Origin of the sequence: Nocardia aurantiaca (assembly GCF_009708175.1) — a bacterium.
Classification (GTDB): domain Bacteria; phylum Actinomycetota; class Actinomycetes; order Mycobacteriales; family Mycobacteriaceae; genus Nocardia; species Nocardia aurantiaca.
Genome location: NZ_WMBB01000016.1, coordinates 150,001 through 164,516, shown reverse-complemented (window position 1 = coordinate 164,516; position 14,516 = coordinate 150,001). Strand labels below are relative to the sequence as shown.

Annotated in this window: 16 protein-coding genes and 1 pseudogene; 5 read left to right on the top strand and 12 right to left on the bottom strand. The window is 67.0% G+C overall.

Annotation, left to right across the window (positions count from 1 at the left end; translation table 11 throughout):
- Nucleotides 1–173: 173 nt before the first annotated feature.
- The 3 genes from GLP40_RS29165 to GLP40_RS29155 form a co-directional block, all read right to left on the bottom strand.
- Nucleotides 174–326 carry a hypothetical protein gene (locus GLP40_RS29165; protein WP_154791221.1) on the bottom strand — a complete coding sequence of 51 codons (153 nt, stop codon included), beginning with the start codon at nt 324–326 and terminating at the stop codon, nt 174–176.
- Between the two features lie 268 nt (nt 327–594).
- Complete coding sequence (locus tag GLP40_RS29160) at nt 595–1,008, bottom strand: DUF1707 SHOCT-like domain-containing protein (RefSeq protein ID WP_196054838.1); 414 nt, start codon at nt 1,006–1,008, stop codon at nt 595–597.
- 114 nt (nt 1,009–1,122) lie between these two features.
- The gene (locus GLP40_RS29155) at nt 1,123–2,616 is read right to left on the bottom strand and encodes an MFS transporter (RefSeq protein ID WP_230330040.1); all 1,494 of its coding nucleotides are present in this window, start codon (nt 2,614–2,616) and stop codon (nt 1,123–1,125) included.
- Between the two features lie 126 nt (nt 2,617–2,742).
- Between GLP40_RS29155 and GLP40_RS29150 the strand changes: the two genes are divergently transcribed.
- Complete coding sequence (locus tag GLP40_RS29150; RefSeq protein ID WP_154791218.1) at nt 2,743–3,327, top strand: TetR/AcrR family transcriptional regulator; 585 nt, start codon at nt 2,743–2,745, stop codon at nt 3,325–3,327.
- Here the strand turns inward: GLP40_RS29150 and GLP40_RS29145 are convergent.
- The 3 genes from GLP40_RS29145 to GLP40_RS29135 all read right to left on the bottom strand — a co-directional run bounded on the left by GLP40_RS29145 (nt 3,315) and on the right by GLP40_RS29135 (nt 5,201).
- A complete protein-coding gene (locus tag GLP40_RS29145; protein WP_154791217.1) occupies nt 3,315–3,512 on the bottom strand; it encodes a hypothetical protein in 198 nt (65 codons plus the stop codon). The two genes, GLP40_RS29150 and GLP40_RS29145, sit on opposite strands and share 13 nt — an antisense overlap.
- A gap of 87 nt (nt 3,513–3,599) precedes the next feature.
- The gene (locus GLP40_RS29140; protein WP_328290792.1) at nt 3,600–4,403 is read right to left on the bottom strand and encodes a class I SAM-dependent methyltransferase; all 804 of its coding nucleotides are present in this window, start codon (nt 4,401–4,403) and stop codon (nt 3,600–3,602) included.
- Nucleotides 4,404–4,577: 174 nt separating this feature from the next.
- Complete coding sequence (locus GLP40_RS29135) at nt 4,578–5,201, bottom strand: TetR family transcriptional regulator (protein ID WP_154791215.1); 624 nt, start codon at nt 5,199–5,201, stop codon at nt 4,578–4,580.
- 103 nt (nt 5,202–5,304) lie between these two features.
- Between GLP40_RS29135 and GLP40_RS29130 the strand changes: the two genes are divergently transcribed.
- The gene (locus tag GLP40_RS29130; RefSeq protein ID WP_154791214.1) at nt 5,305–6,087 is read left to right on the top strand and encodes an SDR family NAD(P)-dependent oxidoreductase; all 783 of its coding nucleotides are present in this window, start codon (nt 5,305–5,307) and stop codon (nt 6,085–6,087) included.
- A 101-nt stretch (nt 6,088–6,188) separates the two neighbouring features.
- Here the strand turns inward: GLP40_RS29130 and GLP40_RS29125 are convergent, their stop codons facing one another.
- Complete coding sequence (locus tag GLP40_RS29125) at nt 6,189–6,581, bottom strand: helix-turn-helix domain-containing protein (RefSeq protein ID WP_196054837.1); 393 nt, start codon at nt 6,579–6,581, stop codon at nt 6,189–6,191.
- Nucleotides 6,582–6,986: 405 nt separating this feature from the next.
- On the opposite strand from GLP40_RS29125, the gene GLP40_RS29120 reads away from it, so the two are divergent.
- Together GLP40_RS29120 and GLP40_RS29115 are read left to right on the top strand one after the other, a co-directional pair.
- Nucleotides 6,987–7,307, top strand: a complete 321-nt coding sequence (locus GLP40_RS29120) for a hypothetical protein (RefSeq protein WP_154791212.1) — start codon at nt 6,987–6,989, stop codon at nt 7,305–7,307.
- A 198-nt stretch (nt 7,308–7,505) separates the two neighbouring features.
- Nucleotides 7,506–8,366, top strand: coding sequence for an alpha/beta fold hydrolase (locus GLP40_RS29115; RefSeq protein WP_154791211.1), 861 nt, complete (start codon nt 7,506–7,508; stop codon nt 8,364–8,366).
- A gap of 126 nt (nt 8,367–8,492) precedes the next feature.
- Here GLP40_RS29115 and GLP40_RS29110 read toward each other — a convergent pair whose 3' ends face one another.
- The 3 genes from GLP40_RS29110 to GLP40_RS29100 all read right to left on the bottom strand — a co-directional run bounded on the left by GLP40_RS29110 (nt 8,493) and on the right by GLP40_RS29100 (nt 12,124).
- Nucleotides 8,493–9,917 carry a wax ester/triacylglycerol synthase family O-acyltransferase gene (locus GLP40_RS29110; RefSeq protein WP_154791210.1) on the bottom strand — a complete coding sequence of 475 codons (1,425 nt, stop codon included), beginning with the start codon at nt 9,915–9,917 and terminating at the stop codon, nt 8,493–8,495.
- Nucleotides 9,918–10,394: 477 nt separating this feature from the next.
- Complete coding sequence (locus GLP40_RS29105; protein ID WP_407671714.1) at nt 10,395–11,243, bottom strand: slipin family protein; 849 nt, start codon at nt 11,241–11,243, stop codon at nt 10,395–10,397.
- A gap of 233 nt (nt 11,244–11,476) precedes the next feature.
- The gene (locus GLP40_RS29100; protein WP_154791209.1) at nt 11,477–12,124 is read right to left on the bottom strand and encodes a sulfocyanin-like copper-binding protein; all 648 of its coding nucleotides are present in this window, start codon (nt 12,122–12,124) and stop codon (nt 11,477–11,479) included.
- Between the two features lie 106 nt (nt 12,125–12,230).
- Between GLP40_RS29100 and GLP40_RS29095 the strand changes: the two are divergent.
- A pseudogene (locus tag GLP40_RS29095) lies at nt 12,231–12,491 on the top strand (DoxX family protein); the annotation flags it as partial.
- A gap of 234 nt (nt 12,492–12,725) precedes the next feature.
- On the opposite strand, the gene GLP40_RS29090 reads toward GLP40_RS29095, so the two are convergent.
- Together GLP40_RS29090 and GLP40_RS29085 are read right to left on the bottom strand one after the other, a co-directional pair.
- Nucleotides 12,726–13,358 (bottom strand): TetR/AcrR family transcriptional regulator, encoded by a 633-nt coding sequence (locus tag GLP40_RS29090; RefSeq protein WP_196054836.1) that lies wholly within the window; start codon nt 13,356–13,358, stop codon nt 12,726–12,728.
- 178 nt (nt 13,359–13,536) lie between these two features.
- On the bottom strand, nt 13,537–14,472 hold the full coding sequence (locus GLP40_RS29085) for an oxygenase MpaB family protein (protein ID WP_196054835.1): 936 nt from the start codon (nt 14,470–14,472) through the stop codon (nt 13,537–13,539).
- Nucleotides 14,473–14,516 lie beyond the last annotated feature (44 nt).

Here is a 14,516-nt window from a genome sequence, read left to right as displayed (position 1 = left end):
CGAGTTCCGCGCCACAGAACTGCCGACGCAGTCGCTGGCCGCGGTCGCGGCGATTTCGGGCGAGATATCTATCGCGTCGGCACGACAACCGCGTGGTCTTCCTTCCCGTAGGCGACGTGACGCAGGCGGGTCACCAGCAGTAGCGCCGACGCCGGCGCCACGGCCACGCCGAGCTACGCGGCGACGCTCACCGAGTGCGCGAAAGCGGCGCGGGCGGCGGTCATCAGCGAGTCGGCGGCTTCTCCGGGCAGCGTCGCCGCCATACCGGACGCCGAGCCGATGTTCTCCCGAGCCACCTTCTCGACCTCGGCCGGTGCCGAGCCCACCGGGCGGCGTCGAGCTCATGCCGGTAAACGGTGGCGGCGATGATGCCGAATGCCGCCAGTCCCAGGGCACCGCCGAACTCCTGGAAGGTCTTGGCCAGGGCGGATACCGAGCCGGTCTGCTCCGGCGGTGCGATGGCGACCACCATGTCGGTCTTCTCGGAGGCACTTCTTCGCACCCATGAGAAGATCCTCGCGATGTCCCATCGGCGCATGGTATCCCGGGCCCATCCATACGTATGAACACGACCGCGGCGGGATAACCGGTGGATCAATCCCGCGGGGGCAGCGGCCGTTTCCGCCCGATTCCGCACGCCCACAGGGTCCCCAGCACCGCCCCCGGCGGCACCAGCACCCACACCCACCAGGGATAGAACCATTCCAGCGTGACGCCGAGCAACAGCCAGACAATCAGGTTCAGGCCGCTCAGGGAGAGCCAGACGATGGTCAGCACCGTCATGGCGATGCGTCCCCCGGACGGGCCAGGTCGCTCGGCCTCGGGCAGATCGGCCGACACCGCGGCAAGCTCGCCGCGGGTACGCGCCTGCCAAATCGACTGCACCCGACTGTCGAACTCGTTCAGGTCGAGCACGCCGGCATCCACGGCACTTCGCAGTGTCGCCTCGGCAGCTTTGCGTTCGACATCAGAGATCCGAATGTCGTTGGGGTGCACAGGTTCACTCACCGTTCCGATCCTGCCACCACACGGTGGGCGGCGCTGGTGAGTGAATTGATCACGGTCGGCGAGCAGCCCACCACAGTTCGTGGTGGGCCGACCGTTCGATTTCACATCACCGAACTACCCAGAGCTGGACTCGGTCACAGGGGTCTGCCCGCGGCGAGCGCCCGCGGTCGTGGGCCTGACGGCTCGGAAGGTGAGGGCGACCACGAAGGTCAGGGTGGCGATGCCCGCGGCGGCGGCGAAGGCGGTGGTCATGCCGCTGACCAGGGCGTGTTGGATGGAGCCGCCCGCGCTGCGGGTTGCGGTGCCGAAGACGGTGACCAGGATGGCCAGGCCGAGGGAGGCGCCGGTTTGCTGCAGGGTTTGCAGTGCGCCGCCCGCCGCGCCGGCTTCGTGAGGTTCGACGTTGGACATGATGATGACGTTCAGGGGCGAAACCGCCAGGCCGAGACCGCATCCTATGAGGATCATGGCGATGAACAGCAGCGGGAAGTAGCCGCTGTCGGTGGTCAATTGGGTGAGCAGGATGAGTCCGGTGACCATCGATCCGGCGCCGACCAGGGTGACCGGCTTCGGGCCGAACCGGGGCAGTAGGCGTGGAATCAACCGGATCATGGTGAACATGAGCGCGGCCGTCGGCAGGAAGGCGAAACCCGTTGCCAGGGCGCTCAATCCGAGGACGTCCTGCAGGAACTGGGTGAGGAAGAAGAACATCGACATGCCCGCCATGGGGGTCAGGAACATATTGGCGTAGGCGGCGGCGCGATTGCGGTCGGCGAACAGACGCAACGGCAGCAGCGGTTGGGCCGTGCGCGATTCGATGGCGAGGAACGCGATGATCAGGGCCGCACCGGCCGCCAGGAAGATATCGGTGGTCGCACTCCCCCAGCCGTCCGACGCGGCGCTGATGAAGCCGTAGACCAGAGCGGCCACACCGGTGGTGGCGGTGAACGCGCCGGGCAGGTCGAGGTGCGCCGATTGCCGTTGGGCGGTGGGCAGATACAGCAGCGCCAGCACCACGACCGCCAGCCCGAACGGCACATTGATGAACAGCACCGAGCGCCAGCTCAACCATTCGGTCAGCAGGCCGCCGACGATCAGGCCGATAGCGAAACCCGCACTGGACATTCCGGAGAACAGGGCCAGCACGCGCATCCGGGCTTTGGGGTCGCTGAACGTAGTGGTCAATAGGGCAAGGGTGTTGGGGCCGGCCATGGCCCCGCCGATGCCCTGCACGACCCGGGCGGCGAGTAGCCAACCGGCGGTGGGCGCGAGCCCGCCCGCGAGAGAGGCCAGCGTGAACAGCGTCGCGCCGGCGATGAACAGGTTGCGGCGACCGAACAGGTCGCCGGCGCGCCCGCCGAGCAACAGCAGTCCACCGAAGACCAGGCTGTAGGAGTTCATCACCCAGGACAGGCCGGTGGCGCTGAAATGCAGATCGCTCTGAATGCGCGGCAGCGCCACATTCATCACCGTGATATCCAGGACGATCATCAATTGGCAGGTCAGCAGGGTCGCCAGCACGATTCCCGACCGAAGTCGGCTGGCTCGAGGCGATGCGGTGACGCGGGTGCCCGCGACGGCATCGCTCGAAGAAAGGGTGGTCGACAAAGAATGCTCCATCGAATGGGATTCAAACGGAGGAGTCCTCCGTTTCCGATGGAGCTATCATATGGAGGGTTCCTCCAGTTTCGCAAGTCTAACCGGAGGTTCCATCCGTTTCTAGTGGAGGGTTCTATGGAAGCACCGTCGACGGGAAAGCCGATGCGCGCCGATGCCCGGCGCAACTACGAGCGGATCGTGACCACCGCCCAGCAAGCCTTCGCCGAACTGGGTCCGGAAGCGCCCCTGGAGGAGATCGCGCGCCGGGCGGGCGTCGGCATCGGCACGCTGTACCGGCACTTCCCGAATCGCGACGTGCTCATCGAGGCCGTCTACCGCTCCAATATCGAGCAGCTGAGTCAGCGCGCCCAGGTACTACTCGAAACCCACACGCCCGCGACAGCTTTCGAGTACTGGCTGCGCGAACAGGTGGCGTGGGTAATGGCCAACCGCGTCCTCGCCACCACCCTGAAGGCCGGCATGGACCACGACTCGCCGACCTTCAGACTGTGCCGCACGTCCATCACCGACGCGGCGGCCCTGCTGCTGAAAGCGGCGCAGGACGCGGGGGCGATCCGCACCGACGTCGAACCCGTCGACCTGATCAGGTTCGGGCACGGCATCGGCGTCGCCTGCGAAACCAAGCCCGAGGCGGCCGAACGGCTGATCGCGGTGACCATCGACGGGCTCCGCACCACGCTGGACGGTCAGCGGCCGTAGGGCTCCTCCACCCAGCCGAAGCCGCGCTCCAGCAGCGGGATCGACTTCCGATCGAGCTGGGTGAAATAGGCGGGGATGCGATGACCGGAGTAGTCGTCGGCACTGATGACCAGACGACCGGGGCCGGGCCACCCGTAGGTGAGGGGTCCTCGTAGGTGCCCAGCGCGATCTGAATCGGCGGGCATCCACGCAGGCTCGCTCGTGCTTTCCTGAGCACCGAATTGCCGCGGGCCGATCATGTTTCGTCGGTCTCGCAGAAGGGCGTTGGTGAGCTACGAGCAGGTGACCGTGGCTACCGTGTAGCCCTTGGGATCTCGCCACGTCCGGCCGGGGTGATCCTCGAACCAATTACGCAGCGCGGTCTCGACCTCGGTTCGGATCCGCGCACGTTGCGGGTGGTCGGATGCGATGCCGCAGAACGAGAACAGCGACTCGGCGAATCGGACGGCCGGTTCGGGCTTCGGGAATGCCAGGGCATTGTCCATTCGATGGACGTCGACGTCGCCGAACACCTCGGTCATCATGTCCGCAATGGTGTCGGAGTTGACGTCCTCGTTGATCATCCCGTCGGGTGCGGAGAGCCCGAACCGTGCGGCGATTTCGGTGACCAGGTCGCGGGTTCGGTGGCAGGTTCGGGCGTGGTTGACCACGACGCAGACGGTGCCGCCGAGCCTGGTGACGCGACGGAATTCCTGGAGTGCGCGAACGGGATCGGTGAGGTGGTAGAGCATGTGCCGCGCGGTGAGCACGTCGCACACGCTGTCGAACAGCGGGAGATCCTCGGCGGCGCCGCGGATGCCGTCGACACCCGGCACCCGTGACGCGGCGGCAACGGCCGCGAGCGAGGCGTCGATGCCGGCCAGCCGCCCGCGATGCCCGCGATCAACCAGATGTTTCAGGAATTCCCCTGTGCCGCAACCGATATCGACAAGGTTCTCATTACCGTTCAGTCGCAGGGTGTCGGAGACGACCTTGTTGACGTCATCGGCGATCTCGGAGTAGCGCCGATGGGTATCGATGCGGACCCGCAGGGGGTCAAGGCTTATGTATTCGGATCCGAGGGACGGTGTGGTCACGGCATCTCCTGAAAAGGTGCGATGGAACCGCCAGGCGTCGGCGACGATACCGGTTCGGCGGTGCGGCGTGGCGTCCAACCGAGTTCCGCGGGAAGCCTTTCGGCCTGGCCCGAAAGCAGGTGCTGTGCAACAGGAACCCACTGAGAGCGCCCGCGAGGGCGCCGATAGAGGACGTCAAAGCAAGCTGCTGGTGGCCAGGCGCGCGAGGCAGGTGTCGACGACATCGGCGGCGGAGCCGGACTCCTCCCCCGCCGCCCAGAGCTCGGTCGCCAGGCGCACGGCCGTATTGGCCATGGCGGCGGCAAGCGCGACGTCGAGGTCGTCGGCGGGGCGGCCGGTGCGTGCGGCGATAATGGGAACGAGCTGGGTTTCGCAGTCGTATTGAACGCGTAGCCAGGTCGCGCGCAGGGCGGGCAGTTGGGTCGCGGCGTGTACCAGCGGGCGCAGGCGGGCCTCGGCGATGCCCTCCGCAGCGAGGGTGCCCACCGTGGCCGTGCGATACGAGCGGCTCAGCGCCTCCCGCAACGGCAGGTCCGGCGGGCACGCGGCGAGTTCGTCCGCCCAGGCCTGGGTTCCGATGGCCAGCAACGGCGCGACGACATCTTCCTTACCGGCGAAGTACCGGTAGAACGTCCGCAACCCCATTCCCGCGGCCGCGGCAATGTCGTCGACGGTTGTCGCGGCATACCCGTTCTCGATGAAAAGGTGTGCCGCCACCAGGGCCACTTCCCGGCGCGTGGCCGCACGGCGGCTCTCGCTGAGGGCCGGGCGCCCGGCGCGGTTTCGCTCGCTGGTCACCGGGGAACTGTACCGAGGTCGACAACGTTGATGGCATAGAGTGCCATTTTAGGCATATCGTGTCAGAAATAAGTCCACCACCGATCCGATCAGGAAGTGACCCATGAACCGTCTCGAGCAGCGCCGCATCCTGGTGACCGGCGCCGGATCCGGCATCGGTCAGGCCACCGTCCTCCGCCTGCTGTCCGAGGGCGCGGTCGTCGTCGGCGCCGACGTCAACACCGAGGGACTCGAACTGACCCGCAAGCAGGCCACCGAAGCGGGCGCCGATGCCCGCCTGACCACCCTCGTTATGAATATCGGCGTGGAGTCGGAGGTGATCGAGGGCGTGCGCCACGCCGTCGAATCCCTCGGCGGGCTCGACGCGCTCGTGAACGCAGCCGGCATCCTGCGCGCCGCCCACACCCACGAGACGTCGCTGGACCTGTGGAACCAGATCATCAACGTCAACCTCACCGGCACCTTCCTGGTGACCCGCGAAGCCCTGCCCGCCCTGCTCGCCAACCCGCGCAGCACGGTGGTGAACTTCAGCTCCACCTCCGCCAACTTCGCGCACCCCTATATGGCCGCGTACTCGGCCAGCAAGGGCGGCATCCAGACCCTGACCCATGTGCTGGCCCTGGAATACGGCAAGCAGGGCCTGCGCGCGGTGAGCGTGGCCCCCGGCGGCATCAAGTCCGGCATCACCGACGCCACCCCCGGCTACCTCCCGCAGGATGCCGACTGGTCCCTGTTCAGCCGCCTGATCGCCATTCTCCCGCAGGACAATCCGGCCGAATTGGCCGGCCCGGAGAATGTGGCCGGCGTCATCGCCATGCTCGTCTCCGACGACGGCCGTTTCATCAGCGGCACCGAAATCCGAATCGACGGCGCCGCCCACACATAGCCAGCGCATAGCCTGGCGCCGCCCGGCCCCGATCACCATGACGGCGGGCACAAGGCGGCGAGGCCCCGATCGACGATTCGATCGAGGCCTCGCCGTTGCCGTCAGAGTGCAGCGCCCACCAGCTCCGAGCTCGCGCCCCGCAGAATGTCCGCGGCCGTGCCCGGCGGCCATCCGAGCCCCACGTCGAGCTTGTTCAGCATGTCCCGCACCGGAGCCTCGATCAGACACCGCTCGATCTGACTGACCGATCCCGCGGACGGACCACCCTGTCGCGCCACATCGGCCTGCGTCCAGCCATTCTCCCGCCGCCGCGCCTTGACCCGTTCGGCGAGCGCCTTGATATCCGGTACGCCGGCCGCCGCAACGGGCGTCGACGCCTGCGCCAGGGCCATGTCCCCGACCTCCGCGACAACCGGCTCGGAGACCTCGGTGACGGCCGGCTCCGTGTTCGCCCGCTCTCCGACCTGCGCGCGCGGCGCCTTCCCCGATGTCATCAGCCCCAGGGTGATGAGCCGAGACCGCTTCCGCCTACCCATCTTCGCCATACACCGCTCCTCGATCCGCAATCACAGCCTTCACTGAAACCCCGGCAAGGTTGCCATAAGTTCGCGAGAATCCCCTGTCACCCCGACGCCTCGGCGCGCCACACACCGGAGCGGATCGGCGAACGGCCACCGGGCCACCACCGACCGGGCGGGAGGCCATGTGAGCCCACATCCAGGCGCCGCAGCGGTAGGCGACGGATGAGCTTGTCCCCGAATGCAGTTCGAGTGGTTGAGGCGGATCGGCGGCCTGGATGGGGACCATCGGCCCTACGAAGCGCCACCGTCGCGGGACCATGCTGGGCACGTTGCCTATCCAGTCAGCAGCATTTCACATTCCTACTCCAGGAGCAGACCATGACAACGCCCACTCAGAAGCAGACCGCGGAGACCGAGCAGACAGAGCGCCTGTCCGAGGAGGTGCTCGCGTCGGCCAAGGCCGGGCAGCGGACCGCCGGCGAGGCCGTGCACAAGTTCATCACCACCGTCGACGAGGCGATCCGCGAACGGCGGGATGCGATTCGAGAGGACTCGGCTCTGCATGCGCTGCGCAAGACGCTCATCGACGCCGGCCTGGAAATGTCCGACAAGCTCATTACGGCGCAGTACGAATTCCTGCGCAGCGTCGTGCGCGACGCGGGCAACGTGCTGAACAAGGCCGAAGGGGACAAACGCTGAACCATGGCCGAGGACGAGGCGCCCGGTGGCCGCGCTGACAAGGACAGCGGCCACCGGGCATACTTGCGGTCCCGGCCGGACAGGTCGTTCGCACGGGCCCGGGGGAGTCGAAAGTCCTGGCAGACGTGGAGCATTCCGCCGTCGATGGACGGCCTTGGACTCTCGGCGAGCATCCGTCCGACGACGAACAGTGGAGATATGGAACCCACTCAGCAGACCGACAACCGACCCGGCGGCAGCGAGCTGCGATGGCGTGCCACGACGGTCGATGGCGTCCGCAGCCGTTACCTGGTCGGCGGCACCGGTCCCAGCGTCGTCCTGCTACACGGATTCGGGCTGACCAACCGCACCTACCGAGCGGCGCTCGAAGAGCTGGCGCGGCGTGGCTTCCGGGTCTACGCGCCGACGATGCCCGGCTTCGGCGGCACCGATGAACTGCCCCGGAGCAAGTTCACCATACGCGGTTACGCGGCATGGGTCGCCGCGTTCATCAGGGCTGTGGACATCACCGAACCGGTGATGCTCATAGGCCACTCGTTCGGCGGCGGCGTCGCCATCATGACCGCCTACGATTCGCCGGATTTGGTGGGACGGCTGGTGCTGGTCAATTCGGTCGGCGGCTCGGCGTGGGTGAACGGCCGGGGCACGCTGGTGGCGATGACGCAACGGCCGCTGTGGGATTGGGGCCTGCATCTCCAGGCCGATGTTCTCCCGGCGCAGGAACTGACGCGGGTCCTGCCGGTGATCCTGCGTGACGGCGTACCAGCGGCGGTCAGCCATCCGCGAGCCTTCTGGCGCGCGGCGAAGCTGGTCAGAACGGCCGATCTGACCAGAGAACTCGCCGAAATCGGTCGTCGCGGGCTGCCTGTGACCATCGTCTGGAGCAATGACGACAACGTGATCCCCGCGGCCGCGACCCACACCCTCCGCTCCGCGCACGAGGAGTTCAGGACGATCACGGTCGAGGGCAGACACTGCTGGCTGCTCGCCGACCCGACCCGCTTCGGCGAGGTCATCAGCGAGGTGCTGACATTCTCGCCCGCCACCGGCGCCGCCTGACGAAGACGCCGCACCCGGACTTCAGGGTCGAACCCATGCCCGGCATGCCCTGATCACAGACTGCCATTGGGCAGCGCGTCGCTGCCACAGGAGTTCATCGAGCCCGCACCAGGACCGATGGCGAGTTCATGACCGGTCGGCAGGCTGCTCACCGCCGGTGCCGGTATCGGTGTGGTGGTGCAACTCCGCAGCGGCCGCGACACCGCGCGCGTGCGCCGACAGCACCGAGATCTCGCTCCTGATCCCCGAGGCGATCGTGTCGATATCGGGTGTGGTGTCGTAGTCACCGGTGATCCCGAAAGTCAGCTGGTCGACATAGCTGAGAATCGCGATGGTGCTCCGCACCCGCAGGGCGATCGGGATGCAGGGCCACATCTCCAGCACTCGCCGACCGCCTATGGCCAACCCGTGTGGGGCACCGGCTATGTTGGTCGCCAGCGCTGCCACACCGCGCTGGGGATAATAGGCCGCGAGGCGGAACACCGTGGCTATCAACCAGAACGGCAGCCATTGGGCCGGTGTGAGAATCGTTCGCTCAGCCTCGACCTCGCCGCTGGATTTGTGTCCCCGGATCCGTTCGTGAACGGCCAGCAAGCGTTCGACAGGATCCTCGATCTCGATCGGCAGATCCGGGATCATGGCCGAAACCCGATTGTCGAGAACGGCTTTCGCGTCCGCGCCGCGCCTTGACACCGGAACGACGATCCGCAGCTTGCCGGGCGCGGGCCGCTCGCCCCGGCTCAGCAACAGCCGCCGGTAGGCGGCGGCGATGGCGGCGACCGCGATATCGTTGACGGTCACACCGAAGGCCGCCCCGATCTCGCGCACCTGCGGCAAGTCCGTCCGAGCGATGGCATAACGGCGCTGGCGTCCGATGGGACCGTTCAACGAGGATGCCTCGGCCGGGGCGATCGCCGCGTACAGCACCGGTCCCGCCGCCCGTATCGCGCCGAAGGCGGTCCGCGGCACGGTGTAGGGCAATCGCAGGGCCCACCACATCGAACCGAGCAAACCCCTCGTCGCCGGAAGACCGGAGCGTGACGGGTTTTCGCGTGGCCCGGTCGCGCTGATCGCCTCGCCGTCCACCGGATCGCAGAGACTCTCGAACGCGGTGATCTCGGAGACTCCGTCGACCATCGTGTGATGGGCCAGCAGGAGCATCGCCCAACGGCCACCGGCGAGATTTTCCACAACCACCAGCCGCCACAGCGGGTGATCGCGGTCCAGCCGTGCGGTCAGTTCGGTCGCGACCAGGTCCCGCAGCGCCGCTTCGTCACCGGGCGCCGGCAGCGCGGCCCACCGAATGTGGTGTTCCAGGGAGAAATTCGGGTCTTCTTCCCATACCGGCACATGCAATCCCAAGCCCATGCCGCGCACCCGCAACCGCAGCCGCCGATGTCGTTCCAGTGCCCGGTGCGCGTACGCGCGCATCTCCTCGCCTGAGGGTGGCGGCCCTTCGATGATCGCGACCGTGCCCAGTCCCAGGCTGACATGCCGGTCCGCGTCTTCCATGGCCATGAATCCCGCGTCCAGCGGCGTCATTCGGCTCATCCCGAGCACCTGCCCTGATAGCCGCCGCGAAGGCTCGGGCGGCCGATGAAATCTAGTTCCATGACCATCATCGGCTCTCACCCCGCGGAGCGGAAGATGCCGAAGCCATCGCGCGGTGGGCCATTCGTCGATGACCGCCGGCCATGGGCTTTCTTGACGACGAACGTCGACCGGATTTCGGGTGGAAGGCTCTGTCCGCCAACGCAACTCGAGCGAACACTGACAGCATGGCTTGCCGCCGATCCGACCGCGTCGATCACTCGGCACGCATCGCCGTCGACCGAGCACCCGACCCCGGACCGCGTACTGGGCACTGTGGTCCGCAACGGACAGAACTCCGCTACGCCTCCACGGGCTGGAACCAGCGCGGTGCGGTGGTTCGGCACGGGCCGCGTCGGTGTAGCGGAGCGATTCCGGAATCCGTGCTCGGGCGGGCACGTGGATTTCCTGAAGGCGATGTCACACCTCGCGCACCGCTCAACCAGTCACCTTGGTCGGGACGGCGGATTGGTTCATGGACCACTCATGCGAGGAGTCGACGGCCCCGTCGACGGTCGGCGTGGATCCGGTCGCCGACGCCTGCCCGGTGGTCGAGGCCGCGGCGGTTTCGCGGGCGAAGAAGCCGCCGATATCACTGATAGCGCTCATCAGCGGCGCCGGGAAGACGACGGTGGTGTTCTTGTCCACGCCCAGCTCCACCAAGGTCTGCAGATTGCGCAGCTGCAGGGCGAGGGGGTGGGCGACCATGGTGTCGGAGGCCTCGCCGAGCGCAGCGGCAGCCAGGGACTCGCCTTCGGCGGCAATGATTTTCGCGCGCTTCTCCCGCTCGGCCTCGGCCTGCCGGGCCATCGCGCGTTTCATGCCGTCCGGCAGTTGGATGTCCTTGAGCTCGACGAGGGTGACTTCCACGCCCCACTCGAGCGTGGTGGTATCGAGGATGGTGCGGATGTCGGCGTTGATGGCGTCGGTCTCGGACAGCGTCTGATCGAGCGTGTGCTGTCCGACCACTTTGCGCAGCGTGGTCTGGGCGATCTGATCAATGGCGGCATAGACGTTCTCGATCACGACCACCGACTTCTGCGCGTCGATCACGCGGAAATAGGCGACCGCGGAAATGTCCACGCTGACGTTGTCACGGGTGATGATGCCCTGCGACTGGATCGGCATGGTCACGATGCGCATCGAGACCCGCTTCAATTCGTCGATGACCGGGATGATGAAGTTCAGCCCCGGTTGCCGCACCGCGACGACGCGTCCGAGGCGGAACAGCACCCCCCTCTGATACTGGAACACCACCCGAATCGACAGCGCCGCCACAATGAGCATCACGACGACGACCAGGATGACAACAACAGTGAGTGCGTTCATGGATTCACGGTCCTCCGCCCGCTCGGCCGACGATGCGGTCTTTGGTCCCGTCCATCGGCGGCGTTGGTCGACAAGCGACCGGGATGGGCGACGATCGGCCACCCTCCTGCACATCCGCCCCTTCCGACATGCCAACCTCGTCGATCTACATGCCGACCCGGCCCCTTCACACAGATACGGCCGGGTCGTCCTCAGCTGCCGGGAGATGCCTTCGGCGCGACGATGAACGCGCCCGACATGCCCTTCTCCGCGTGACCCGGCATCGGGCAGACGTACCGGTAGCCGCCGGGCGTGTCGGCCGTGAAATCGATTGTCTGCGTGTGCATTCCGGCCGGGCTGGCGTCACCGAGCGCCAACGCCTCGGCCCCGCGGAACGCCGGAGACGTCATCATCGTCATCGGGAACGGATTACGGGTGACCACCAAACCGTGCGCCATATCGTCATCGGCGTTGATGACCTGCATGCTCACATGCGCACCCGCGGGCACGATGACGGTGGGATCGATCAGCCCGGCGATCCGGAAATCCTCCGCGGGCATCACGGGGCTGGCCAGTACCACCAGGCGAACGTCGGCACCGGTGAAGACGATGCTGTTGCGTCCCGGATCCACCGTGGCGCCGGCCGGAGTCTGAGCGCCGAGCCGCGCCGCGTCCTTGTGACTCACCCTCGGACCGGGTGCGTCACGCAGCCGCGCACCCATCGCGGTACCAGAATCGCGGTCGCTCATCATGCCGTCCGATCGACCCCACACGAGGTACCCGATGCCCAGAACGGTGAACGCGACAACAAGCCCGATCGCGCCCGCCAGCGCGACGGTGAGAACGTATCTCCGATTCATAGGGGCGGCACCTCGACTCGACAGCGCGTGCACTCAGTGTCGAACTTCGGCCCAGTGTCAGGACAGAGACCTTCCTAACCAGGTGTGGGGCCGATATTCCCATGCCCTGCTGACCCGGCCGGCGGCGGTGCCGCTGCTCATCGACATCAGCCTCGCGATCGTCCTCACCAAGCTGCGGGGACTGCGGCCGGGCGGATTCTCCGGAGTCGAGGGCTTCTGGGGCATGGCCCACGATGACCGTACCGATCTGTCGATGTTCCTCGGCCTGATCTTCCTGTTGTGGGTCGGGCCCGGCCGCTGGTCGGTGGATGCGCGTCCGGTCGCCAATGCCCCGAGCGCGGGCAGCGAGAACCCTCGTGCCGCTTGACCGCCGCACATTTCCACACCGGGGCGGCGAGACCGCGAACAGCGCACGCCGCCCCGGCAACGACAAGGCCGATCACACCGTGCGCATCGGGCGCGCCGATCTCGACGTCACGGCGGGGAAAGCGGTGCTACAACGGCCAATTCCCCGGACCACCACCGCGTTTCACCGAGGGCGAGCAGACACGAGTCGACAACGCCGACACTCCTCAGCAGGTGCGTTGGCACGGACAGCGGATCAACGCATCGGTGCGGTGGTGGTGGCGAAGAAGATACTGGCCGCACGGTCGAGCAGTTCGTCACGCGAAACCCGGCTGGGATCCGCCAGCCACCACGTCGTCAGTTCGATGTACCCGCCGGCGAGGATGATCGCGGTAGTCCGGTAGCTGCGGGCGTCGATGCGGTCCGGGAACATCGAGGCCGCCCCGGCGGCGATCGCGTCGGCGTAGTCGAGCACCATCTGTTCGCGACGTTCACGCAGGACCGGCTCGGTGGTCGTGCCGAACAGCAGCGGGCCCAGCCTGGGGTCCTGATCGAGCGAGTGTATGACCGATTCGAGGGAGGCTCGCACCCGTGTCTCCGGGTCGCCGTCAGCGTCGAGGATCTCGAGGGCGGCGGCGAGGACCTGGTCGGCCGCTCGGTCGTAGAGCGCCGCGAGCAGCGCGTCACGGTCGGGGAAGCTCTCCCGGAAGTAGCGGGGCGCGATGCCCGCCTTGGCGCTGACCGGTCGCACGCCGACACCCGCGAGTCCCTGTTCGCCGAAGCATTCCATTGCCGCGGTCAGCAGCTGCTCGTAGCGGATCTGCTTGCGCTGCTCGGCGGAACTGCCGCCGTAGCGGCGACCCGACGTGTTCTCGGAAGTTGCGACCACGCCTCTCATCGTGTCAGAGGTCTTCCGCTCGGCGAGAAGCCTGATCGGTATGCCATCGGCCTGGTCGCCGTGCGCTCAGACCGGACGGATCCGTGACTCTGCATGTCCACCCAGGTCGACCTCTACGAGCGCGGTGCCGTCGGAGCTCGCGCGCACGACCGCACAACACCGAATGGCCTCATACCGCCTGTTCGATCTCCGCGTGATCGGGCTCCGCGTGATCGGGCTCCGCGGTGCGGCGAGGTCCGACCCGCTGCTGACCGATCCGCGCGAAATCCGGGTACGCGGTATCGGCGCCGAACTGATCCACCCACGAACGATCCGGCGGATCGGGCAGCACCCGCACACCCACGAGGAATCCCCGCATCGCCGCCACGCCCAGTGCCCGCTGCCAGCGCGGCGGGCGCGGCAACCGATGCGCCCGCAGCAGCCCCTCGTCGCACAGCGCCAGCACCAGCGGCGTGCTCGCCCAGCGCAACGGCTTCGGGAACCGCAACGCCAGATCGTCGAGCAACAGCCGCGCGATCAGCGCCCCGCCCTCGCTGTATGCCGCGTTGTCCCGCTCGTACTGCAGCACCCACTCCAGGAACTCCTCCTTCGTGGCCGGGAAGTCGGTGATGCCCATGCGTTCACCGACCCCACGCCAGAAGTAGTACAGCGCGTCGCGCTCACGGCTGGACATCACCTCCATACCCAGCGCATCGCCGATGCGCTGCGCCTCGAGAATCAGCGACGCCAGGGTGTACAGATTCTGATGATTGTCGATCTTGTACCGGGCGTGGATCTCATTCATCCGATCGATCACTTCAGCGCCACGCCCCGAGGAGTGACCGGACCGCATGATCTCGCCGAAAAACACCAGAGTGTCGTCATTGCGCTGACGCGTGGCCCGCACGATGTCACCTGTCCCGCGACGGTAGACGGGCCGCATGATCGACGGAATGGACATCTGCCGCATGAACGCCAGCGTGTAGACCACGGCCGCGAAAATCGAATTGCCGTAGCGCACCTCCACCAGCAGGTGGGTCATGCGCTCGTTGTCCCGCTCCGGGTCAAGCCGCTCCAGCTCCCGGGAGATCGATCCTTGCTTCGTCGCGAGTCTATCTGTCCACATGCGTACAACGATAGATATCTGTCCACGGCCGTGTAAAGATAGGA